Source organism: Proteus mirabilis HI4320 (assembly GCF_000069965.1).
In the GTDB taxonomy this organism is placed as follows: Bacteria; Pseudomonadota; Gammaproteobacteria; order Enterobacterales; family Enterobacteriaceae; genus Proteus; species Proteus mirabilis.
Genome location: NC_010554.1, coordinates 606,280 through 630,548, shown reverse-complemented (window position 1 = coordinate 630,548; position 24,269 = coordinate 606,280). Strand labels below are relative to the sequence as shown.

The following is a 24,269-nucleotide window of genomic DNA, read 5'->3' as shown; positions in this document are numbered from 1 at the left end:
TGCGGTTATTGCGCAATAACGCACAGAATAGTAACAAACGCTTTTAAACAACACCATACAACACATCAATAACATTCTAAAATAGAGATAAATTAATGTATGTTTTCCTACTATCAGACAGTTTTATGGCTTAAACTCAATTGTTGGTGATTTTACTTGTTCGTAAATATCTTTCGGTGGCTTAGGCAATGTTGCCATTTTAGCCGCTTGTAATGCAACTTGGCATAAAGCCGGATCACCACCTACCGCTTTTGCACTTACTAACATACCGTCTGGTGCAATACTTATTTTAAGGTCACATTTACGACCTTTATATAAATCAGAATCAAAAAACTTCTGTTCGATGGCAACTTTTACTTGCCCAGTATAGCGATCAATGCCCGCAGCATTTGCCCCAGAGCGATTACCACCACCTTGACCTGCTGCAGAAGCCCCCGATTGTTTATCGCCTTGAGCAACTAATCCATCGAGTAGACTATCAACCGCTTTACTTTGTTGCTGTGCAGCGGCTTTCGCTTTAGCTTCCGCTGCTGCTTTGGCTTTAGCTTCTGCGGCTGCCTTCGCTTTTGCATCAGCCTCTGCTTTCGCTTTAGCATCGGCTTCAGCCTTCGCTTTTGCCTCAGCTTCTGCTTTTGCCTTCGCTTCTTCTGCTTTCTGTTTTGCTGCTAATTCTGCTTGTTTCTTCGCTTCTGCCTCTGCTTTGGCTTTCGCATCAGCTTGCTCTTTTAAAATACGATCGCGTTCAGCTTTAGCTTGTGCGGCAGCTTCTTCAGCCTGCTTTTGCTCTTCTTTCGCTTTAGCAGCGGCGGTGGCTGCTTCACGACGTTGAGCTTCTGCAGCCTCTTTTGCTTGCAAACGTTCCACTTCTAACGCTTTTAAACGTTCTTGTTCTTTAATTTGTTGTTGGCGTAGCTCTTCTTCTTGTTGCTGCGCCCGCGCTTTACGTTCTTGTTCTGCTTTTTGGACATTAGCTTGTTGCGCCTTTTGCTGATTATACTCTTGTACTACCGCATTAGGGTCAACCATAATAGCATCAATAACTTGCCCATCAGATCCACCGCCACCGCCTAAATTCCATTTCTGAGTTAACGATCCCCAGATAAGCAAAGCGATGATCAGTAAATGCAAGACAGTAGACAAGATAACTGAACCGCTCAATTTACTTCGGATTGGTTTCGTCTTCTTTCCCACGCTATTATCCAAACTTATTTCAGCCTACTAAAGAGGCTGAGTCATTAAACCGACAGACTTAACACCCGCTTGACGTAACATGTTGAGTGCTTTAATTATCTCATCATAAGGAACATCTTTAGCGCCACCAATAAGAAAGACCGCTTTCGGGTTTTTTTCTAATTGTCGTTTTGCTTCAGCCATAATCTGTTCTTGAGGTAAAAGCTCTAAAACCTCTTGTTCAACACGGATATTATATTGCCCCACTCCTGCAACTTCGACAATTACAGGCGGGTTATCACTGGTTGAAACAGTCTGTGTTTCTGTTGCTTGTGGAAGATCAACCTCAACACTTTGTGAAATAATTGGCGCTGTTGCCATAAAAATCAGCAAAAGCACCAATAACACATCAAGCAAAGGTACTATATTAATCTCTGATTTTACGCCTCGGCGGCTACTGCGACCTCGTGCCATCAGCTCTCTCCTTTTGCGTTAACTATTTCTTTTCTGCGGAGACAAAAGCTTGGCGATGTAAAATCGTCAGGAACTCTTCCATAAAGTTATCGTAACTTTGTTCCAACTTATTTACACGTTGCGTAAAGCGGTTATAAGCCATAACTGCGGGGATGGCCGCAAATAAACCAATGGCTGTTGCAATCAACGCTTCAGCAATACCGGGTGCCACCATCTGTAAAGTTGCCTGTTTAACGCTACCTAAAGCGATAAATGCATGCATAATCCCCCATACCGTACCGAATAAGCCAATATAAGGACTAATTGACCCCACCGTACCTAAAAAAGGAATATGCGTTTCTAAGGACTCTAATTCACGATTAAATGAAACACGCATTGCACGGGAAGCCCCATTAACAACGGCATCGGGTGCATGAACATTCGCTTGATGTAGTCGTGCAAACTCTTTAAAACCAGAATGAAAAATTTGTTCTGCCCCTGATAACTCGTCACGACGAGCTTGGCTTTCTTTATATAGACGAGCCAAATCAGTGCCTGACCAGAATTTATCTTCAAAATCTGCCGCTTCACGATCTGCTGCATTCAATACTTTCGTACGTTGAATAATGATCGCCCATGAGGCAATAGAAAATCCGATTAATAACAACATGATCAACTTAACTAAAAGCCCCGCTTTTAGAAAGAGATCGATAACATTCATGTCAGCCACTACTTAAACTCCGCGATAATGGACTTAGGAAGCCCTACAGGCTTCATTTTTAATGAATCAACGCAGACAACTAATACATCTGCCCTACACAGTACCACACCATCTTGATTGATAAGCTTTTGAGAAAATGTCATTGATGCACCACGTAATGTAGTAATTTCACTTTCTACTTTCAGAAGCTCATCGAGCCGTGCTGGCGCAATATAGTCAATGGTTAATTTACGCACAACAAACGCAACATGATCATACTCCCGTAAATCATGCTGATAAAAACCTTTTTCTCTGAGTAATTCTGTTCTTGCACGTTCAAAATATTTTAAATAACTGGCATGATAGACCACACCACCGGCATCAGTATCTTCGTAATAGACACGAACTGGCCAAAGAAACCGCATAATTCCGTCCTTACACTCCTTGAGTAATCCCATAAATAATTAAGCTATAGATTTGTTAACTATACTTAAGAGGTGCCTCTAAGGGAATCATAGTAACGTAAAGAATAGAAAACACCGTTTTCAGACGCCAATCATAAACTCTTCTTTGCAACACGCAATATGCTTTAGCGCCTGAATAGAAAAAATATTTTTATTAGTTCAGCATTAAAATGCTTGCTAATTAACAATTAATAGTTTAGCACTCTGATTCAAACTTTTTCCCAACCAATAAAAAAACCAGTCTTATTACTGGTTTTTTATTAAAATCAATTAATTATCTAATACAGGTGTTTCATGCAAGTAATACCACTGCCATTGACAATCTAGAGACGTGCGTCTCAAAACCACCACAGATTGACGGGTGAGAATCTTCTTATTTTCATAATGCGTTTCACGATAGCTCACCGTTGCCCAATGTTCAGATTGGTAAATAATGTTATAACTATCTGTTTCAATCCTCAATTCTGGCCTTTTCCCTGCATTACGAGAAAACATTGCCATTACATCATCATAATTTATTTTCTTTCCTGTTATACCAATCATAGAAAACGTGTTGGCAAGTAACATTTCTATATTTTTTAATGCCTGTGTAGCAATAGGGGTTTGAGTAAAAACAGTTTCAATCTCATTATGCAACACTTGCACACTTTCTATTAATGGGTCTATTTTAATGCTCATGATTTGTTTCCTGTAAGTTTGTTTTTTGCTTTAACAATATGAAAAGAAATAGCGGAAATAATCCTATGGTTGCACAGATAAAAAATGTCGTGCTATAAGCCATTTGTGACGATACAAAAAGAGATAATGTGTTGAAGATCATTGCAACAAGTGTCGCGCCAACACTAAATACAACTTGACGATTTATATTCCAAATAACACTAGCTTGAATAAGCCTTTGTTTATCAAAGTCATAAAGGGCCGTTGTTTGTGCTGTATTTGCACCGATCCCTCCACCAATTCCCATCATTAAATAAGCCAGTATTAATAAAGGCAGATCGCTCTCTTTATTTACTAATGCTAATAATACAATACCAATACTGTGCAGAATTAAAGCGAATATAGCTAAGCGCTTCATACCCAATTTATTATAAAGTGCACCACCAACAATAATGGAAATAAATGCACCTATAGCATATAGCAGCATAAAACTGCCTGTACCCTGCCCCGAAAAATGGAGATATTGTTGTAAATAAAAAATCGCCAGAATATTTACACCAGTAAAAACACCTGGAATACAGTAATAGAGAAAAATGGAAAGTGATAAGTTTCTATTTTTTAATAAATTTAGATTAATTACCGGTGATAAACTCTGTTTATAATGACGATAATAAAGAAGAGAAAATAATGCAGCAAAAAAACTGATGACTAATGCTAATTGTGTAGAGTGATACTCACCGTAAGCAGATAATGCACATAACCCTGATACGATAATAATACTGATTAATAAGATCCCTTTAAGATCTGGTATTATATTTTCTTGTGATTTAGACTCTTTTACCCAAATAAAAGCCAAAAACGCAGTAAGTAATGAAAAAGGCACATTACTATAAAAAACCCAACGCCAAGATACAGCATCAACGATAAACCCACCTATTGTGGGAGAAATTGCAGGTGCAATAAGAGCAACAGCCATAATTAAAGTTGAGACTTTGCTTCTTTCATGCCCTTGAAAATACTGAAATGTTAAAGCTTGGCCGATGGGAATTAATAATCCACCACTAAGACCTTGAATAAAACGCCATAAAATCAGCTCAAAAAATGAGTGTGAATAGCCTACTAACGCCACAGAAGCACTAAATATCAACATCGAGCTGACTATTAATACTCTCACGCCAAAACGTTGAGATAACCAGTGACTCAATGGAATAATCAGTGTTAAACCTAAAATATAACTATTTGATACCCATGTAATGGAGACGATAGATACCTTCATATCCGCTGCAATTGCTGGTAATGCAATTGCCGACATAAAAATATTTATACAATCAATAAAAAAACCCAGTAAAAAAATAATGGCTATTTGATAACGATAAGACATAGCAATCCTCCGCCCTATAGGGTACGAAAGATTGACGAATATCGTCTATCTGACAAAATAGAACTTATTGTTTAATCAGAGTAAACAATCATGCAAAATCAAATAGACCGAATTCGTTCTTTTATCGCCGTAGTAGATACAGGCTCTTTTACACAAGCAGCAAAGTATTTACGCTTAAGTAAATCAATGGTGAGTATTCATATTAAAGCATTAGAAACGGAATTAAATGTATCTCTTCTTAATCGGAATACTCGGCGCTTCACATTAACTGAAACGGGAGAAATCCTTTATCAAGATTTTCGTCAAGTTTTAGTTCAACTCGAACAAACATTAGATAAGGCACGGTTAGGACAACAAAACTTACAGGGAACTTTACGATTAACTTCAACGGCTGAATTTGGTGAACATTATATATTGCCACTTTTACATCAATTTATGTGTTTACACCCTCAACTAAAAGTGCAATATATATTCAATTCTTCTATTGATGATCTTATCAATCATAAGTTAGATTTGGCGATACGCCTTGGCGCATTAAAAGACAGTAATTATCGCTATCGCAAATTAGCAGATTACACAATCAAATTAGTGGTATCACCACATTTATTGAAAAAATATCCTATCCAAGAAATTGCAGATTTAGCGGCAGTTCCCTATCTTGCAAACAGCAATTTACGCCATAGCAAACTCAGCCAACAAGATAAAATCAATCAACTATTTTCACAATTGCACTCAATGGCACTTTTCGAAACGAATACTATTAGTGCATTAAAACAGATGGCACTCAAACAAATGGGAATGACTATATTACCAGAGTGGTACATTCAACAAGAAATAACACAGGGTGAACTTGTTAGCCCTATTCCTGAACTTACCTTATTAAATCAATCTATTAATGTCATTTTTCCACATGGTGAACATATGCCAAGAAAAACCCGTCTATTTATTGATTTTTTAAAAGAGAGAATTAATTCTATGCCCTAAAAGGTGAGGGGGAATATTGCATAACCCATATACAAGAAGTGAATGCCTTATTTTACGCCACTTACTAGAGGTTAAAATAAGGCATTTTGATTAGAAGAAGAAATAATATAGCCCTACAACTAAAATAATAATGGCGGGAATGGGATGTAATAGATATTGCGCTACAACATGTTTAGGACGATAGGCTAAGCCAAAAACTGCCCCTGCACATACAGCCCAAATCAGTAATATTCCTTGCCAAATCGCTAATGAGCTTGTATTAGCCGCGAATCGACTCGGATCCCACATAACACAAAATGCCATTGCTAGAGCCATGATTAAAACAAGAGCCCTAATTGGGCCCTTGTTAAGTAGTTGGTAACTTTTATCCAACATTATTCTTCACTTTCTGAAGTTTTTTTCGCTTCAGCGTGCTCATAAGCCAGTCCTGCGATCACCGCAATACTACAAGCGAAGAGTGTGCCGAGAAGCCATGCAAAATACCACATTCTCTATGCTCCTTAGTAAAGAGTATGATTATTGCCTTCGATAAATTTCTTATCGAGGCGACCATGCATTTTCCAGTAACACCAGATAGTGTAGAGGAGAACGATAGGTACAAAGATAATCGCGACTACTGTCATCACTTGTAAAGTGAACAGGCTTGAAGTTGCATCCCAAATTGTCAAGCTTACATCAGGGAATGTGCTTGATGGCATAATGAATGGGAACAGGGTTACACCAAACGTTAGGATAACACAAGCAATAGTCAGTGAAGTGAACAGGAATGCCCAAGCTCCTTTGTTTGCTTTAGTTGCAACAACCGCTAATAAAGGACTTAACAGACCTAATGCCGGTAAGATCCATAAAATAGGATAGTTGTTGTAGTTCGTCATCCAAGCGCCAGCTTCGTGAGAAACTGTTTTCAACAACGGAGAAGAAGGACCCGCAGTATCAACCGCACTAGTGATAATAAAGCCATCAATACCGTAGATTAACCACACGCCTGCTAATGCAAAAGCAATAAAAGTGATTAAAGAGGTAATGTAAGTTGCTTTACGAGTACGCTCATGCAGCTCACCGGTAGTACGCATTTGAAGATAGCTAGCACCCTGTGCCACAATCATCATTAAGCTAATAACACCAGCTAATAAACCATATGGGTTTAATAGGCTTAACAGGTTAATTAGTGCGTTAGTTGTACCATTATAAGATACACGTTGCATGCTATCGACTTCTAATGGAACACCTTGTAACAGGTTACCAAAAGCAACACCGATAACTAATGGTGGAACAAAGCTACCAATAAAGATACCCCAATCCCACATACCACGCCATTTTGGTGATTCTAATTTAGAACGGTAGTCAAAACCTACTGGACGGAAGAATAATGCCGCCAGTACGAAGATCATACCAAAATAGAAACCAGAGAATGCCGCAGCATATACCATTGGCCATGCAGCGAATAATGCACCACCGGCAGTGATTAACCAAACTTGGTTACCATCCCAGTGAGGTGCAACAGAGTTAATTAAAATACGGCGTTCTGTGTCATCTTTTGCAATGACGCGCAATAACACACCGACACCCATATCAAAACCATCGGTGACCGCAAAGCCGATCAGTAAGATACCAATCAGTAGCCACCAAACAAACCGCAATACTTCATAATCAAACATAGTGGACTCCTGTGTTACTTACTTTGTGCAGAAGAAGCTGTCTTCTGTTCAAAGTGATAGCGACCCGTTTTCAGACTACTTGGGCCAAGGCGACCAAATTTGAACATCAGGAACATTTCGGCAACGAGGAACAGAGTATACAGACCGCAGATAAGTCCCATAGAAACGAGAATATCAGCCTGTGTCAGTGAAGAAGTTGCTACAGCCGTAGGCAAGATTTCACCAATCGCCCATGGTTGACGTCCATATTCTGCAACAAACCAGCCCGCTTCAACAGCAATCCATGGTAATGGAATACTAAATAGCGCAGCACGCAGTAACCATTTGTAGTTACCGATACGGTTAGACAGAACAGTCCAGAAGGAGATCGCAACAACCAGTAACATCAAGAAGCCGGCCGCGACCATGATACGGAATGACCAGAAAAGTGGTGCGACGTTAGGAATAGAATCTTTTACAGCTGACTTAATTTGCTCTTCAGTTGCATCAGAAACATTTTCAGTATAACGCTTCAATAATAGACCGTAGCCTAAGTCTTTTTTAGACTCATTAAATGCAGCTCGTACGGCAGGATCAGTGTTACCTGAACGTAGTTCAGTTAACAGGTCATACGCTTTCATACCATTACGAATACGCACTTCATGCTGGCTCATCAGATCATGCAGACCTAATACCGGCGTATCAAAAGAACGTGTTGCTATAATACCCATGACATATGGAATTTGTAGAGCAAACGTGTTTTCCATTTTTTCTTGATTAGGGAATGCAATCAAGTTAAAGGAAGCTGGTGCTGGCTCTGTATGCCACTCACCTTCAATAGCAGCCAATTTGGTTTTTTGTACGTCACCCATTTCATAACCAGATTCATCACCCAGTACGATAACAGATAATACCGCAGCGATACCAAAGGTTGCCGCAACAGCGAAAGAACGTTTTGCAAAACCGATGTCACGACCTTTGAGTAGGTAGTAAGAGCTGATACCTAAAACAAAGAATGCACCAGTACAGTAACCTGCAGCAACGGTGTGAACAAATTTCACCTGAGCAACTGGGTTTAAGACCAGATCAGCAAAACTCAACATTTCCATTCGCATGGTTTCAAAGTTGAAGTCTGCAGCAACAGGGTTTTGCATCCAACCATTTGCGACTAAGATCCACAGCGCAGAGAAGTTAGAACCAAAGGCAACTAACCAAGTTACCATTAAGTGTTGCTTCTTGCCTAAACGATCCCAACCGAAGAAGAATAATCCGACGAAAGTTGATTCTAAGAAGAATGCCATCAGACCTTCGATTGCTAAAGGCGCACCGAAGATATCACCAACGTAATGAGAGAAATATGACCAGTTAGTACCAAATTGGAACTCCATGGTCAAACCAGTTGCGACACCCAGAGCAAAGTTAATACCGAATAACTTACCCCAGAACTTTGTCATATCTTTGTAAACTTGTTTACCTGACAGGACATATATCGTTTCCATGATTGCCAACATAAACGCCATACCGAGCGTTAATGGGACAAACAGGAAGTGATACATCGCTGTTAAGGCAAACTGTAACCGTGACAGTTCGACAATATCAAACATCTTGACTCCTTGCTCCTAGCAGGAAGACACCGACTTGCGGCAACCCGACTTTAATTAATAAATAAAGCCTCATAACTACCAGCAATAAATGCCTCTAAAAACAACAACGAATATTAAAGACCAAAAACACAATACCTTACAAATAGTACGCCTATATTTACATATAATAAATATATTTTGCGTGACCCAGATTTGAATTCTGAGCTTAGGTCAACAATACGACTTTTAGGTTAGTAACAGCATATTTGATCGTGTGCCAATTTAAGCATATTTAGAAAATTTTTCCACAATTAATAACTTGACCCACATCAAAAAAACACTTTAATGTTAACTAGTTGCGAATAAATTACCCAATAGTTACCGTAATGTTAATTTACTGTTGGTTTTATTTTTAAGTATAATTTACCTCCCATTAATTTCCATAATAAAATTAACTTTTTATTTTCATAAATACATTTAAATAGTCATATTTAGCTGTATTTCATTAATTCTAATATTAAAAACATTTTTTTTCAGGTAAAAAAGGGATATTTAAAAAAAATAATCTATTAATTAATAAGTTGAAAATAAATTTTTAATTTTTTATCTTTTTTAATTTAGTTTTATCGAGCGAACCTAAAACATAAATAAACTCTTATAATGATAATCTTTTTTTAATACAAAGTTTAATTTAGGATAAATAATGTATCTATCCATTGAATAAAAATAACTCATACACTCTATAGCAATCATACCTTAAGCCATAAAAATAAATAATATTCCTTTGTAAAACAACAATATACAATCATTTTATTTTTAAATATGGGTAGCAAAATGGCATAACTGTATTGAAGAATGATTATTTTTAAGCTTTATCTATAAAGTTTAGCTGATAGTTGATAGTTTAATGTTATTTTAGAAGGTCGGTTTTTTAGCATGGTTACTCTGCTACTCATTAAACTTCTCTTTCGAGCATTATTGTATCTATAATACATTTTTCACTATGAAACCTTCACCATACTGCAATAGGGCAAGATTGTGCCCTTCCAATAATACTAACAAATGATAATAATTGAGGGGGGGTATCTGCTAATAAGGTATCGTTAAACAATATAAATTAACTATAGTAAATCTTATACACATAGTATTAATGAATAAAAATTATACTAAAAGTATCCCTTTTTTTGCCTTCCCCTACTCTTCATATCAGTTAGGCTGAGTAAAACAAATTCCGCATTTTTTAGCAAACCAGGGCTCAGGTATTCTTGTTTAGCGCCATATTTTCGTTATTGCTGTGTTTAAATCACTATTTAACACACAAAAAATGAAATAAAAATATATTTAAAAACAATAAGATGAGATAAAATCGAACAAAAATACACGTGACTACTTGCTGACAGCACCTAAAGGCGCCATAAAATAGAACAATAAAAAATGCCAATCTCCAGTTTGATCAGAGATTGGCATGATATGTAGTTTTAACTAGAAGCAATTAACAAAAATGTTACTTATTTAATAGCGATTTAACAGCATCACCGATATCAGCTAAACTACGTACTGTTTTAACGCCAGCGGCTTCTAATGCGGCAAATTTCTCGTCAGCAGTTCCTTTACCACCCGCAATAATGGCGCCAGCATGCCCCATACGCTTACCTTTAGGTGCTGTAACACCAGCAATATAGCCTACAACAGGTTTGGTAACGTGATCTTTGATATAAGCAGCTGCTTCTTCTTCTGCTGTACCACCAATTTCACCAATCATAACAATTGCTTCTGTTTGCGGATCTTCTTGGAATAGCTTCAGAATATCAATAAAGTTCGATCCCGGAATTGGGTCACCACCGATACCAACACAGGTTGATTGACCTAAACCAACGTCAGTAGTTTGTTTTACTGCTTCATAAGTTAAAGTACCTGAACGAGAGACAATACCTACTTTGCCAGGTAAGTGAATGTGACCAGGCATAATACCAATTTTGCACTCACCTGGAGTAATAACACCCGGACAGTTAGGGCCAATCATGCGAACACCAGCTTCATCTAATTTTACTTTTACAGTCAGCATATCCAGCGTAGGAATACCTTCTGTAATTGTAATAATTAGTTTAATACCTGCATCAATAGCTTCTAAAATAGAGTCTTTGCAAAATGGTGCTGGTACATAAATAACCGTCGCCGTCGCCCCCGTTGCTTCCACTGCTTCACGTACAGTATTAAATACAGGTAAGCCTAAATGTGTTGTACCACCTTTACCCGGTGTAACACCACCCACCATTTGAGTACCGTAAGCAATAGCTTGTTCGGAGTGGAAAGTTCCTTGGCTTCCAGTGAAACCTTGGCAAATAACTTTAGTGTTTTTATCGATTAAAATAGACATTATTTTGCCTCCGCTGCTGCAACAACTTGTTTAGCGGCATCCGTTAAGCTCTTAGCAGCAATAATATTTAAACCGCTATCTGCTAATTTTTTAGTGCCTAACTCTGCATTGTTTCCTTCAAGACGAACAACAACTGGTACGTTAACACCGACTTCTTCAACTGCACCAATAATACCGTCTGCAATAAGGTCACAACGTACAATGCCACCGAAAATGTTGACTAATACAGCACTGACATTTTCATCTGACAAAATAATCTTAAATGCTTCTGTAACACGCTCTTTGGTTGCCCCTCCCCCAACATCAAGGAAGTTAGCAGGTTCACCGCCATGCAGTTTAACGATATCCATGGTTCCCATAGCTAAACCAGCGCCATTAACCATACAACCGATATTGCCATCGAGTGCTACATAATTTAATTCCCATTGTGCCGCTTGCGCTTCACGTGGATCTTCTTGTGATGGATCATGCATTTCACGCATTTCCGGTTGACGGAATAACGCATTACTGTCCACACCTAATTTACCATCAAGACAAATCAAATCATCATCTTTGGTGATCACTAATGGGTTGATCTCAATAAGCGCTAAATCACGCTCTAAGAAAATCGTCGCTAATCCCATAAATATTTTAGCAAATTGACTAACTTGTTTGCCTTTTAAACCGAGTTTGAAGGCTAATTCTCGTCCCTGATAAGGCATAGGTCCTGTCAGCGGATCAATAATGGCACGATGAATAAGCTCTGGCGTCTCTTCCGCCACTTTTTCAATTTCAACGCCACCTTCAGTGGAAGCCATAAAGACAACACGACGGGTACCACGGTCAACAACAGCACCAAGATAAAGTTCTTTAGCAATATCTGTTGCAGCTTCAACCAAGATTTGTGTTACTGGTTGGCCATTAGCATCTGTTTGATAAGTTACTAAACGTTTGCCTAACCATTGTTCAGCAAATGCGCGGATCTCTTCTTTTGAGTTGACGACTTTTACGCCACCCGCTTTACCACGTCCACCCGCGTGAACTTGACATTTAACAACCCAAGGGCCTTGGCCAATTTTTGATGCAGCTTCTTCTGCCTCGCGCGGCGTGGAGCAGGCGAAACCAGCAGGTGCTGGTAATCCATACCGTGAGAAAAGCTGTTTTGCCTGATACTCGTGTAAATTCATGATGTTCTATCCATAATCTTGTTGAAAGTCGGACTTTCTTATTTTTTTGACTATAAGCCAGAAAAATCTGGCTTCACGAACACACTGTACTTCTTTGATGCTTGTGTATGTTGCTGTAGAGGCAGGAGGAGCATCTCCTGCCTAAAAGCGATATTTATTACCTACACATCCAGTAATAAACGGGCAGGATCTTCTAGCATTTCTTTAACGGTCACTAAGAAACCGACAGACTCACGGCCATCAATTAAACGATGGTCATAAGAAAGTGCTAGATACATCATAGGTAGAATAACAACCTGACCATCAACTGCCATTGGGCGATCTTTAATCGCATGCATACCCAAAATAGCACTTTGTGGTGGGTTGATAATCGGTGTTGACATTAATGAGCCAAAAACACCACCGTTAGTAATAGTAAAATTACCGCCTGTTAAATCTTCAACGGTTAATTTACCATCACGACCTTTCACTGCTAATGCTTTGATATTTTTCTCAATATCCGCCATGCTCATCGCATCTGCATCACGTAATACCGGTGTTACCAGACCACGAGGTGTTGATACGGCAATACTGATATCAAAATAGTTGTGGTAAACCACATCAGTACCATCAATAGACGCATTGACTTCTGGATAACGTTTTAACGCTTCCACTACCGCTTTAATGTAGAAAGACATAAAGCCTAAACGTACACCGTGGCGTTTTTCGAATGCTTCACCATATTGCGCACGTAAATTTTTAATAGGCTGCATGTTGATTTCGTTAAACGTTGTCAACATGGCGGTAGTATTTTTCGCTTCTAATAAACGCTCTGCAACACGTTTGCGTAAACGTGTCATTGGTACACGTTTCTCACTACGATGCGATAATGGAGCTTGAGAAACTTCAGCGGTGGCCGCTGCTGCTGATTTATTATTAGCAACATGGCTTTCAATATCTTGACGAGTTAAGCGTCCACCAACACCACTGCCTTTTACATCTGCTGGATTAATATCGTGTTCAGCGACTAAACGACGTGCTGTCGGGCTAAGAGCATCATTGCTTTCTTTCGCAACAATATCTGCACTTTGACGTTGCGCAGGCGTCGTATCTTGTGCAGGTTTCACATCCGCAGGAATACCAGTGCTATCACCAAGACGAATACGTCCTAATAATTGACGTGAACCTACCGTAGCGCCTTCTTCTTCAAGAATGCTATCCAGCACCCCAGCTTCACTCGCCGGTACTTCTAACACAACTTTATCTGTTTCAATTTCAACCAGCACTTCATCGCGTTGAATGCTATCACCAGGTTTTTTATGCCAAGTTGCGACTGTCGCGTCAGCAACTGATTCAGGGAGATCCGGTACTAGAATATCTACACTACTCATTTTCTATCCTTATTTATTCAACTTTCAGTGCATCTTCAACCAGAGCTTTTTGTTGCTCCTGATGAACAGAGGTATAACCAACAGCTGGAGAAGCTGATGCAGGACGACCTGCATAACGTAATGTTGCGCCAGTAGGAATAGCATCACGGAAGTTATGCTGACTACAATACCAAGCGCCCTGATTTAGCGGTTCTTCTTGACACCAAATAAAATCTTTCACATGAGCATAAGGTGCCAAAATCTGTGCCATATCATCATGAGGGAATGGATATAGCTGTTCAATACGAATAATCGCAACATCTGTTTGCCCATTAGCACGACGTTGTTCTAATAAATCGTAGTAAACTTTCCCTGAACACATCACGACACGTTTCACATCCGCTGGATTTAATTCATCTAACTCACCAATTACAGGTAAGAATTTACCATCCGCTAATTCATCTAAGCTCGATACCGCTAATGGATGACGTAACAGTGATTTAGGTGACATAACGATTAATGGGCGACGCATACCACGTAACGCTTGGCGACGTAACATATGGTAAACCTGCGCCGGTGTGGAAGGCACACAAACTTGCATGTTTTGCTCTGCACATAATTGCAGATAGCGTTCCAAACGTGCAGATGAGTGCTCTGGACCTTGGCCTTCATAACCATGAGGTAACAGCATGACTAAGCCACACATACGACCCCATTTTTGCTCACCAGAGCTAATAAATTGGTCGATAACCACTTGTGCTACGTTAGCAAAGTCACCAAATTGCGCTTCCCAAATAGTCAGCCCGCGAGGCTCAGTAGTAGCATAACCATATTCAAATGCTAATACCGCTTCTTCTGTTAAGACAGAATCCCAAACATTAAATTGACCTTGGGCGTTATGAATATTGGCTAATGGTACATAAACTGAACCATTGGTTTGATTGTGAATAACCGCGTGACGATGGAAGAATGTGCCACGGCCTGCATCTTCACCAGAGAGGCGAATAGTAATACCTTGATCCACTAAAGTGGCATACGCTAAGGTTTCAGCCGCCCCCCAATCGAGTAATTTTTCGCCTTCAGCCATAACAGCACGATCGGCATAAATTTTCTCGACGCGAGATTGCATTGCGATTTCAGAAGGTACTGTGCTGACACGACGCGCTAAATCTTGTAAGCGTGATTTTTCGACTTTATGCGGATACTCTTCATTCCATTCATGGTTTAAGTAAGGTTCCCATGTATAAGAATGTAGCCCCATAGGACGATACTCTTCAACGACACAATCACCACGATCGAGAGCATCACGATAGAGATTAACTAACTCAGTAACATCATTAGCTTCGATTAAACCTTGCTCTACTAACTTATCAGCATAGATCTTACGAGGTGTTGGATGTTTTTTGATTTTTTGATACATCAATGGCTGAGTTGCATTTGGCTCATCCGCCTCGTTATGTCCATGACGACGATAACAAACAAGGTCAATCATCACATCACGCTTAAAGGTATTACGGAAATCCAACGCTAAACGGGTGACGAAAGCTACCGCTTCAGGATCATCTGCATTTACATGGAAAATAGGTGCTTGAACCATTTTCACAATATCAGTGCAGTATTCTGTTGAACGGGCATCTTTAGGATTTGATGTGGTAAAACCAACTTGGTTATTAATAACAATACGAACCGTACCACCAACTTCATAACCGCGAGCTTGTGACATGTTCAGTGTTTCTTGAACAACACCTTGCCCTGTCACTGCTGCGTCACCATGAATGGTGATCGGAAGAACCATATTACTGCGCGCTTCATCTAAGCGGTCACGACGAGCACGGACAGAACCGATAACAACCGGACTCACAATTTCTAAGTGAGATGGGTTAAAGGCTAAAGCAAGGTGAACTTGAGCACCTTCTGTTGCAAAATCAGATGAAAAGCCTTGGTGATATTTAACGTCACCAGTTCCCAAATGCTCTTTGTGTATACCCGCAAATTCATCAAATAAATCTGCCGGTTTTTTCCCTAAAATATTAACCAGAACGTTTAAACGTCCGCGGTGAGCCATGCCAAGTACCACTTCACGGGTATCTTGTTTCCCTGCATGACGAATTAAGTCTTTTAACATTGGGATCAGAGCATCCCCACCTTCTAAAGAGAAACGTTTTGCTCCTGGGAATTTAGCCCCTAAGTAACGTTCTAACCCTTCAGCTGCAGTCAGTTCTGCTAAAAAGCGAATTTTTTCTTCTTTAGTAAATTGGTCTGCAACATTGACAGATTCTAAACGTTGTTGGATCCAACGTTTTTCTTCTGTATTGGTAATATGCATATATTCAGCACCGATAGAACCGCAGTAAATACGTTTCAGTGCTTCATAGATATCACCGAGTTTCATGGTTTCTTTGCCGATAGCAAAAGAACCAACATTAAAGGTTTCTTCAAAATCTTCTTTGGTGAGATTATGGAAAGCAGGATCTAAATCTGGAACAGATTCTCTTTTCCATAAACCAAGCGGATCGAGATTAGCATTTTGGTGACCACGAAAACGAAACGCATTAATGAGCTGCAAAACTTTAACTTGTTTTGAGTCCATTGCAGGATCGCTTACCGAGGTATGATATCGAGTGGATTCTTTTGCGAGGCGTCTGAAGTAGTCGCGGGTTTGAGAATGCGACTGTTCTGCGCCTTGACTTACGGGTAGTTGTTGAAAGATTTCTCTCCAACTTTCGTCAACAGAGTTTGGGTCAGTTAGGTAATCTTCATAGATTTCTTCTATGTAAGACTGATTCTCTCCTGCTAGAAATGTGGAATCTAGCCAGTCCTTCATTGCGCCGTTCTGCATTATGATCCCTTAAGCTATACAGCTTTAGTTCGCCGTGGATAACTAGTACCGTTATTAAACGGTGTCGATTGCAAGGTTCTCTTATGACCCGCTATCTCGCAGGTTCTTAAAATATTGGAGTTTTTCACTCTCAAGGAACCTTTAAAAACTGTCTAACAGTGTTTAAAGGTGCCTCCAAAAACCGCTATCAAGACAAACTTATACAAATACACAGACTACTTATTGCAAACGTCTAACTTAATTTTTTCATTAACCGCCCTAACTATTTTAGGGCGGTTATTAATTTATGCACTATGTTTTAGCAACATTGATTTAATATGACCAATTGCTTTAGTCGGATTTAACCCTTTTGGACATACGCTGACACAGTTCATAATACCGTGACAACGGAATACACTAAACGCATCACTTAAATCATCAAGACGAGATTCTGTTTCAGTATCACGACTATCAATCAAGAAACGATACGCTGCTAACAGTCCAGCAGGTCCAATAAACTTATCTGGATTCCACCAGAATGACGGGCAAGATGTTGAACAACAAGCACAAAGAATACACTCATAAAGTCCGTCAAGTTTTTCACGTTGTTCTGGTGACTGTAGATTCTCACGAGCCGGAGGATTTTTGTCGTCGTTAATCACATATGGACGGATCTTCTCGTACTGCGTATAGAATTGAGTCATATCCACTATTAAATCACGAATAACCGGTAGACCTGGTAACGGTCTGATCACAATTTTCTTACTTCCTTTCTGTAAAGATGAAATAGGTGTGATACATGCCAAACCATTTTTACCATTCATGTTCACTCCATCGGAGCCACATACACCTTCACGGCAAGAACGACGGAATGATAATGTAGGATCTTTTTCCTTTAATTGAATTAATGCATCTAGCAACATCATGTCACGCCCTTCGGGTACTTCAAGCGTGTAATCTTGCATACGCGGCGCATTATCAACGTCGGGATTATAACGATAAATTGAAAATTCAAGTTTCATAATTCAGTCTCCGCAACTTCAATAACACCGCTAATTAATATGTACGCACTTTTGGAGGGAAAGCCTCACGCAGTTTCGGCTGCATATTGACTTTACGTCGTGTCATTGTTTCGGTTTGCGGTTGATATAATGTATGGCATAACCAGTTTTCATCATCACGATCAGGGAAATCGAAACGGCTATGTGCACCACGACTTTCCGTACGGAAATTAGCAGATACCGCTGTGGCATAAGCTGTTTCCATCAAGTTATCTAACTCTAAGCACTCAATACGCTGTGTATTAAATTCACTTGAATTATCATCGAGTCGGGCATTTTGCAGGCGTTCACGGATCACTTTCAGCTCTTCTAAGCCCTTCGCCATTGCATCCCCTTCACGGAAGACCGAGAAGTTATGTTGCATACAAGATTGTAATGCTTTACGGATCTCAACCGGATCTTCGCCTGAACGATTATTTTCCCAACGATGTAAGCGTGTTAATGCAGCTTCAACATCAGAATCGCTGGCATCACGCATCGTGCCCTGCTCCATCAAAGACTCTTTTAAGTGAACACCCGCAGAACGACCAAATACCACAAGGTCAAGCAGTGAGTTACCACCTAATCGGTTAGCACCATGGACAGATACACAAGCAATTTCACCCACAGCAAATAATCCTGGGATCACTTCATCTTCGCCTTTTTCATTCATGCGAATAGCTTGTCCGGTAACTTTAGTTGGGATCCCCCCCATCATATAGTGACAAGTAGGAATAACCGGAATAGGTTCCTTAACTGGGTCAACATGAGCAAAGGTACGAGAGAGATCAAGGATACCCGGCAGACGAGATTCCAGAACTTCTTTACCTAAGTGGTCGAGTTTCAGTTTGGCATGAGGTCCCCATGGTCCATCGCAACCACGGCCTTCACGGATTTCAATCATAATAGAACGTGCAACCACGTCACGACCTGCTAAATCTTTAGCATTTGGTGCATAACGTTCCATAAAGCGTTCGCCGTCTTTATTCAGTAGATAGCCACCTTCACCACGGCAACCTTCCGTCACTAACACCCCAGCCCCTGCGATACCTGTTGGGTGGAATTGCCACATTTCCATATCTTGTAAAGGCACACCCGCACGAACTGCCATACCAACACCATCACCCGTATTGATATGCGCATTAGTTGTTGATTGGTAAATACGCCCCGCACCACCTGTCGCTAAAATGGTGGCATTGGCTTTAAAATAAACAACTTCACCTGTTTCAATGCAAATAGCGGTACAACCAACAACATCACCGTCTTGGTTTTTAACTAAATCCAGCGAATACCATTCAGAAAAGATAGTGGTATGATTTTTTAAATTTTGTTGATACAAAGTATGTAATAGTGCATGGCCAGTACGGTCAGCAGCGGCAGCAGTACGGGCAGCTTGTTCACCACCAAAATTTTTCGACTGACCACCAAATGGGCGTTGGTATATCCGTCCATCATCAAGACGAGAGAAAGGAAGTCCCATATGTTCCAGCTCTAAAATAGCTTCTGGACCGGTTTTACACATATATTCGATAGCATCTTGGTCACCGATATAGTCGGAACCTTTAACAGTATCGTACATATGCCATTCCCAGTTATCCTCATGGGTATTGCCTAAAGCAACTGTAATACCACCTTGAGCGGAAACAGTATGAGAACGAGTAGGAAAAACTTTTGAGATTAGTGCACATGACAGACCCATTTGAGAAATCTGTAAAGCGGCGCGCATACCTGCACCACCAGCACCAATTACAACTGCGTCAAATTCTCTAACTGGCAGATTCATTACACACCCCACACCACAATTGTTCCATAAATAAGATAAACCAACAGCGCAATGACAATAATAAGTTGTAACGTCAAGCGTAATGCTATTGGCTTAATATAGTCCGTTAACACTTGCCACATTCCAATCCATGCATGAATTAGAATAGAAAGTAGCGTTAATAGGGTAAAAACTTTGGTTAGAGAGGAGCTAAAGAATCCACGCCAAACTTCATAGGTAATATCAGTTGTTGCAACAAAACCGACAAAATATAAAACATATAAGAAAATAATGATGGCAGTTGCACGTAGGAATAACCAATCCTGTATGCCTGTACGGCCTAAAGTAGAAGAATTACTTACCATACTAATACCCCCGCCAATATTGATAAAATAACGGTAATAATCATTGAAATTGCCGCAGAACGACGACCAACAACCAATGTTTCATCAATAAAGCCGAAGTCCATTAACATATGACGAATACCACCACAAATGTGGTATGCCAATGCTGTTAGGATGCCCCATAAAATAAACTTCGCGAAGAAGCCAGTCATGATATCAGCGGCTTGCTGAAAACCTTCGGGAGATGAGAGAGAGGTGCCAAGTAACCACAGTAAAATACCAACTGCGACTAACATGATAACCCCTGAGACACGATGCAAGATCGATGCGATAGCAGGGAGTGGAAACTGTATCGTCTGTAAATCCAGATTGACAGGTCTTTGTTTTTTCACAATTTATGCCCACACAGCTTTTATAATTTTTCCTTCCTCCGGACCTGGATGGAAATTAAGCAGCGAATGGGGTACAAAGGCACACTTTAAGTAAAATGTTAAATCCGTCTATTTTACAAAAATTGTGGATTCGTTACGCTGGTTCTCCATACAACAAAGGTTCCGGAGACCTGGGCGCAGTATAAGTGCTTCACAAACTTATTACAATTACCACACAACTTGTGTGCTAGACATTTGGTTCGAACAGTGAGAGGGATCACTTTTTCAAACATCCAATGTAATAATCGTTATCATTTTTGACACATGTACAACATTTCTCTTACATTTAGTGCATATTTTTAATGTTTATGTTTTTTTTGTGCGCAAACACGCTTCCAGAAATCGAAAACTTATGTAAAAGTGTAAGCAGAACACATTCTAAGTGCCTTGCATAAAAAAGCACCTAAAAAACATAACATCAAAAGCTCCTTAACAAAAGTGACACACTATAGACCTACGGTTTTACTCGTGTTAAGCCATAAAATAAAACTCGCTAGGTACTTTTTATCAACTATAGTTTCACTATCGAAGTGCATCTTTATGAAGATACCCTCGACTTTGTTAGGAGACATAATAAGCGCTAAGGAGATTATAAATGGCTGATAACAAAGCTAAGTTAACGATTGGTGAAACTTCTGTGGACTTGGACGTTCTCTCCCCTACACTCGGTTCCAAAGTCATTGATATTCGTACTCTCGGCTCCAAAGGTTATTACACCTATGATCCAGGCTTTACCTCAACGGCATCTTGTGAATCGAAAATTACCTATATCGACGGTAATAACGGTATTTTACTGCACCGCGGTTTCCCAATTGGGCAATTGGCTACTGAGTCAACCTACTTAGAAGTATGTTATATCCTGCTTTATGGCGAAGCACCGACCCAAGAGCAATACGATAAATTTAAAACAACCGTCACTCGCCATACCATGATCCATGAGCAAATCACCCGACTGTTCCATGGTTTCCGTCGTGACTCACACCCGATGGCTGTACTTTGTGGTGTGACAGGAGCTTTAGCTGCCTTTTACCATGATGCGCTTGATGTCTCTAATCCAGTTCACCGTGATATCACAGCATATCGTTTACTGTCTAAGATGCCTACTGTAGCCGCAATGTGTTACAAGTACTCCATAGGACAACCTTTTGTTTATCCAAGAAACGATCTGTCTTATGCAGGTAACTTCCTACATATGATGTTTGCCACACCTTGTGAAGAGTATGTGGTTAACCCAGTTCTTGAACGTGCGATGGATAGGATCTTTATTCTTCATGCCGACCATGAACAAAATGCTTCAACATCTACTGTACGTACTGCAGGCTCTTCAGGTGCAAATCCATTTGCCTGTATTGCTGCGGGTATTGCTTCACTATGGGGACCTGCTCATGGTGGTGCTAACGAAGCTTGTTTACGTATGTTGGAAGAGATCAAAACCGTTGAACATATTCCTGAATTTATTAAACGCGCAAAAGACAAGAATGACTCTTTCCGTTTAATGGGCTTTGGTCACCGTGTATATAAAAACTACGATCCGCGTGCAACAGTCATGCGCGAAACTTGTCACGAAGTGTTAAAAGAACTGAATCTCAATGACAGTTTACTTGAAGTGGCAATGGAATTAGAACGCATCGCCTTAAATGACCCGTATTTTATTGAGAAAAAACTCTATCCTAACGTCGATTTCTATTCAGGTATTATTCTAAAAGCGCTAGGTATTCCATCAAATATGTTTACGGTCATTTTCGCTATTGCACGTACTATCGGTTGGATTGCTCACTGGAATGAAATGCATGAAGATGGACTGAAAATTGCACGTCCTCGTCAGTTATATACTGGCTATAACGAGCGTAAATTCCATAGTGAACTTAAAAATAAATAAATCGATTTAAACACGATTTATTGACTGGCTAAGCCCCGTTTTTGCGGGGCTTTATGCTATTAGCATGGATCAATTTCTTAAATACTCTTGTGGTGTTTGCCCGGTCATTTTTTTAAAAAAAGTGATAAAGGCACTATCGCTGGCAAACCCTAATAATTGACTAATTTCTAAATAACGATGATGTGTGGCTAATAACTCTATCGCTTTCATTAATCGCCATTGCTGACGCCATTGTTGATAGCTTAATCCTGTTTCTTTATAAAATAATCGAGTAATGGTTTTTTCACTAGCGCCAATATATTGCGCTAATTCTTGTAGTGGCGGAGGTAATTCATCGAAAGATAATTTTCTTAACCGTCTATCACTGGGCATTGATAAATGATTAGGTTGACGTTTAGCTTGCTGAATTTCATCTAAAAAAACAGCTAATAAATTTGCATACCGCCCTACTTCCCACTGGGTGTCAAAATCAGCAATGGCAATACGCTCTAATATCTCTCTAAGTAAAGGTGAAATAGTCAGTATTTCGCTTTCAGTTGGGAAACGATGATGAAATTTATCGGCAATATAAACTGAACGATAACCTACAGCCGCATACATCTCGACTCGATGTTCCAGTTTTGGCGGGATCCAGGCAATTCTCATGGGTGGCAAAACAGATACACGAGAGGCTAAAGTAATTCTCATACAACCCGATTGAGTAAACAGTAACTGCCCCCTATCATGTGAGTGAAAACCTGAATCATGTTTTCCCATCTCTGCAGCAATACCCACAACTGATGCAAGGTGTTCTTCTGGCACAAAGTGGTCGTATTGATTAAGCCAAGCCATCACTTGTCCTATTTGGTAAATATTATGTCTTTATATATATAACAAGACAATTATTATCACTGTATTCTGTCATCAAAGTATCAAGCTTTAGGAAAACAAAGAATGAACAGAAAACTCTCTCTATGGTTAGCAATTGCGTTAATGATGTTTCCACAAATTGCAGAAACCATTTATAGCCCAGCACTTACTGATATTTCAAATGGTTTTAGAGTCAGTGCCAATGAAGCAGGGCAAACACTTTCGCTCTACTTTTTTGCTTTTGCACTCGGTGTCATTATATGGGGTCGTTTATGTGATGTCATTGGCCGGCGCCCAACAATGTTAGCAGGGTTATTTATTTATGCCATTGCTTGTATTGGTGTCTTTATGACCGATAATTTTTCTGTATTACTGATATTACGTATGCTTTCTGCTTTTGGTGCCGCAGTTGGCTCTGTAGGAACACAAACTATTATGCGTGATGTTTATAGTGGTGAAGAATTAGCCAAAGTATTTTCCGTTATGGGAGCGGCAATCGCATTAAGTCCGGCTATTGGTATGTTAAGTGGTTCTTTACTGGTGAGCTATGCAGGTTATCAAGGGGTATTTAGTGGTCTTGCTCTTCTCGCCGTCGTTTTATTGCTGTGGAGTACTATTGCATTACCAGAAAGTCGCCCTGCAACAATAAAAACCGCACCACTAGCGGAAACAGCGATAAAAATGCTGAAAGATAAGCAAATTGCCAAGACTATACTTTTAATTGCTTTTTTTAATATCAGTCTATTTGCTTATTACCAACTAGCACCTTTTATGTTTGATAATCAAGGTTATAGTGCAAGTACTTTTGGCTATAGTGGTATTGTATTAGCAATAGGTGTCGGTATTGGTTCTTACATTAATAAAGCATTATTAAGCCATCATTGGCAATGTGAGAAATTAGTATTACTTGCAAGTATTATTGCAGTAATTAGTGCTGTAGGTGTTTATTTATTACGCAATCACATTAGTTTTATTATTCCAATGATGACAAGTGTCGTTGCCTATGGCATTGCTATTCCAAATATCTTAGCGACGGCTTTAGCGCAATATAAAGATCGCTTAGGCACAGCGGGTGCACTATTAGGTTTATTCTACTATTTACTTATTGGTGGTGGTTTAGCACTGGCTGGATGGGGACAAAGTTTAGCGATTACCTTGCTGATTTGTAGTATAGGTGCTTTGTTACTCTCTTTCTCTCGCCAAACAGCAAAATAATATATTTAAA

At 39.7% G+C, this 24,269-nt stretch carries 22 protein-coding genes; 3 read left to right on the top strand and 19 right to left on the bottom strand.

Features of this window, described 5'->3' with window-relative positions; genetic code table 11:
- Positions 1-123: 123 nt before the first annotated feature.
- The 6 genes from tolA to PMI_RS02840 all read right to left on the bottom strand — a co-directional run bounded on the left by tolA (position 124) and on the right by PMI_RS02840 (position 4,825).
- Positions 124-1,191, bottom strand: coding sequence for a cell envelope integrity protein TolA (gene tolA, locus PMI_RS02865; protein WP_004244436.1), 1,068 nt, complete (start codon positions 1,189-1,191; stop codon positions 124-126).
- 27 nt (positions 1,192-1,218) lie between these two features.
- Positions 1,219-1,644 (bottom strand): colicin uptake protein TolR, encoded by a 426-nt coding sequence (gene tolR / locus PMI_RS02860; RefSeq protein WP_004244435.1) that lies wholly within the window; start codon positions 1,642-1,644, stop codon positions 1,219-1,221.
- A gap of 22 nt (positions 1,645-1,666) precedes the next feature.
- Positions 1,667-2,353 carry a Tol-Pal system protein TolQ gene (gene tolQ / locus PMI_RS02855; protein ID WP_004244434.1) on the bottom strand — a complete coding sequence of 229 codons (687 nt, stop codon included), beginning with the start codon at positions 2,351-2,353 and terminating at the stop codon, positions 1,667-1,669.
- Positions 2,353-2,748 carry a tol-pal system-associated acyl-CoA thioesterase gene (gene ybgC, locus PMI_RS02850; protein WP_004247549.1) on the bottom strand — a complete coding sequence of 132 codons (396 nt, stop codon included), beginning with the start codon at positions 2,746-2,748 and terminating at the stop codon, positions 2,353-2,355. Before ybgC ends, tolQ begins: the two co-directional genes overlap by 1 nt.
- A gap of 309 nt (positions 2,749-3,057) precedes the next feature.
- The gene (locus PMI_RS02845; RefSeq protein ID WP_004244431.1) at positions 3,058-3,465 is read right to left on the bottom strand and encodes a hypothetical protein; all 408 of its coding nucleotides are present in this window, start codon (positions 3,463-3,465) and stop codon (positions 3,058-3,060) included.
- Positions 3,455-4,825 (bottom strand): MFS transporter, encoded by a 1,371-nt coding sequence (locus tag PMI_RS02840; RefSeq protein ID WP_004252183.1) that lies wholly within the window; start codon positions 4,823-4,825, stop codon positions 3,455-3,457. The genes PMI_RS02845 and PMI_RS02840 overlap by 11 nt, the downstream gene beginning before the upstream one ends.
- A gap of 90 nt (positions 4,826-4,915) precedes the next feature.
- On the opposite strand from PMI_RS02840, the gene PMI_RS02835 reads away from it, so the two are divergent.
- Positions 4,916-5,809, top strand: coding sequence for a LysR family transcriptional regulator (locus PMI_RS02835; RefSeq protein ID WP_012367668.1), 894 nt, complete (start codon positions 4,916-4,918; stop codon positions 5,807-5,809).
- 90 nt (positions 5,810-5,899) lie between these two features.
- On the opposite strand, the gene ybgE is transcribed toward PMI_RS02835, so the two are convergent.
- From ybgE to sdhC, 12 genes are all read right to left on the bottom strand, one after another.
- Positions 5,900-6,184, bottom strand: a complete 285-nt coding sequence (ybgE, locus tag PMI_RS02830) for a cyd operon protein YbgE (protein ID WP_004244426.1) — start codon at positions 6,182-6,184, stop codon at positions 5,900-5,902.
- Entirely contained in the window at positions 6,184-6,297 is a 114-nt protein-coding gene (gene cydX, locus PMI_RS18845) for a cytochrome bd-I oxidase subunit CydX (protein WP_004244425.1), read from the bottom strand. Before cydX ends, ybgE begins: the two co-directional genes overlap by 1 nt.
- 12 nt (positions 6,298-6,309) lie before the next feature.
- On the bottom strand, positions 6,310-7,467 hold the full coding sequence (gene cydB / locus PMI_RS02825) for a cytochrome d ubiquinol oxidase subunit II (RefSeq protein ID WP_004244423.1): 1,158 nt from the start codon (positions 7,465-7,467) through the stop codon (positions 6,310-6,312).
- 14 nt (positions 7,468-7,481) lie between these two features.
- A complete protein-coding gene (cydA, locus tag PMI_RS02820; protein ID WP_004244422.1) occupies positions 7,482-9,050 on the bottom strand; it encodes a cytochrome ubiquinol oxidase subunit I in 1,569 nt (522 codons plus the stop codon).
- Positions 9,051-10,533: 1,483 nt separating this feature from the next.
- Positions 10,534-11,406 carry a succinate--CoA ligase subunit alpha gene (sucD, locus tag PMI_RS02815; protein ID WP_004244421.1) on the bottom strand — a complete coding sequence of 291 codons (873 nt, stop codon included), beginning with the start codon at positions 11,404-11,406 and terminating at the stop codon, positions 10,534-10,536.
- Positions 11,406-12,572, bottom strand: coding sequence for an ADP-forming succinate--CoA ligase subunit beta (gene sucC / locus PMI_RS02810; RefSeq protein ID WP_004244420.1), 1,167 nt, complete (start codon positions 12,570-12,572; stop codon positions 11,406-11,408). The genes sucD and sucC overlap by 1 nt, the downstream gene beginning before the upstream one ends.
- A 161-nt stretch (positions 12,573-12,733) precedes the next feature.
- Positions 12,734-13,942 carry a 2-oxoglutarate dehydrogenase complex dihydrolipoyllysine-residue succinyltransferase gene (odhB, locus tag PMI_RS02805; protein ID WP_012367667.1) on the bottom strand — a complete coding sequence of 403 codons (1,209 nt, stop codon included), beginning with the start codon at positions 13,940-13,942 and terminating at the stop codon, positions 12,734-12,736.
- Between the two features lie 13 nt (positions 13,943-13,955).
- Positions 13,956-16,760, bottom strand: coding sequence for a 2-oxoglutarate dehydrogenase E1 component (gene sucA / locus PMI_RS02800; protein ID WP_004244418.1), 2,805 nt, complete (start codon positions 16,758-16,760; stop codon positions 13,956-13,958).
- 284 nt (positions 16,761-17,044) lie between these two features.
- A complete protein-coding gene (locus tag PMI_RS02795; protein ID WP_004244417.1) occupies positions 17,045-17,761 on the bottom strand; it encodes a succinate dehydrogenase iron-sulfur subunit in 717 nt (238 codons plus the stop codon).
- 34 nt (positions 17,762-17,795) lie between these two features.
- Positions 17,796-19,562: a succinate dehydrogenase flavoprotein subunit gene (sdhA, locus tag PMI_RS02790; RefSeq protein ID WP_004244416.1), complete on the bottom strand. Its 1,767-nt coding sequence runs from the start codon at positions 19,560-19,562 to the stop codon at positions 17,796-17,798.
- On the bottom strand, positions 19,562-19,906 hold the full coding sequence (gene sdhD, locus PMI_RS02785; protein ID WP_012367666.1) for a succinate dehydrogenase membrane anchor subunit: 345 nt from the start codon (positions 19,904-19,906) through the stop codon (positions 19,562-19,564). Before sdhD ends, sdhA begins: the two co-directional genes overlap by 1 nt.
- Positions 19,900-20,280 (bottom strand): succinate dehydrogenase cytochrome b556 subunit, encoded by a 381-nt coding sequence (gene sdhC, locus PMI_RS02780; protein ID WP_123059542.1) that lies wholly within the window; start codon positions 20,278-20,280, stop codon positions 19,900-19,902. Before sdhC ends, sdhD begins: the two co-directional genes overlap by 7 nt.
- 631 nt (positions 20,281-20,911) lie before the next feature.
- On the opposite strand from sdhC, the gene PMI_RS02775 reads away from it, so the two are divergent.
- Entirely contained in the window at positions 20,912-22,195 is a 1,284-nt protein-coding gene (locus PMI_RS02775; protein WP_004244410.1) for a citrate synthase, read from the top strand.
- 69 nt (positions 22,196-22,264) lie between these two features.
- Here PMI_RS02775 and PMI_RS02770 read toward each other — a convergent pair whose 3' ends face one another.
- Positions 22,265-23,026, bottom strand: a complete 762-nt coding sequence (locus PMI_RS02770) for an AraC family transcriptional regulator (RefSeq protein ID WP_004244408.1) — start codon at positions 23,024-23,026, stop codon at positions 22,265-22,267.
- Positions 23,027-23,128: 102 nt separating this feature from the next.
- Here PMI_RS02770 and PMI_RS02765 point away from each other — a divergent pair, with 102 nt between their 5' ends.
- Complete coding sequence (locus tag PMI_RS02765; RefSeq protein WP_004244407.1) at positions 23,129-24,259, top strand: multidrug effflux MFS transporter; 1,131 nt, start codon at positions 23,129-23,131, stop codon at positions 24,257-24,259.
- The last annotated feature ends 10 nt before the right edge of the window (positions 24,260-24,269 follow it).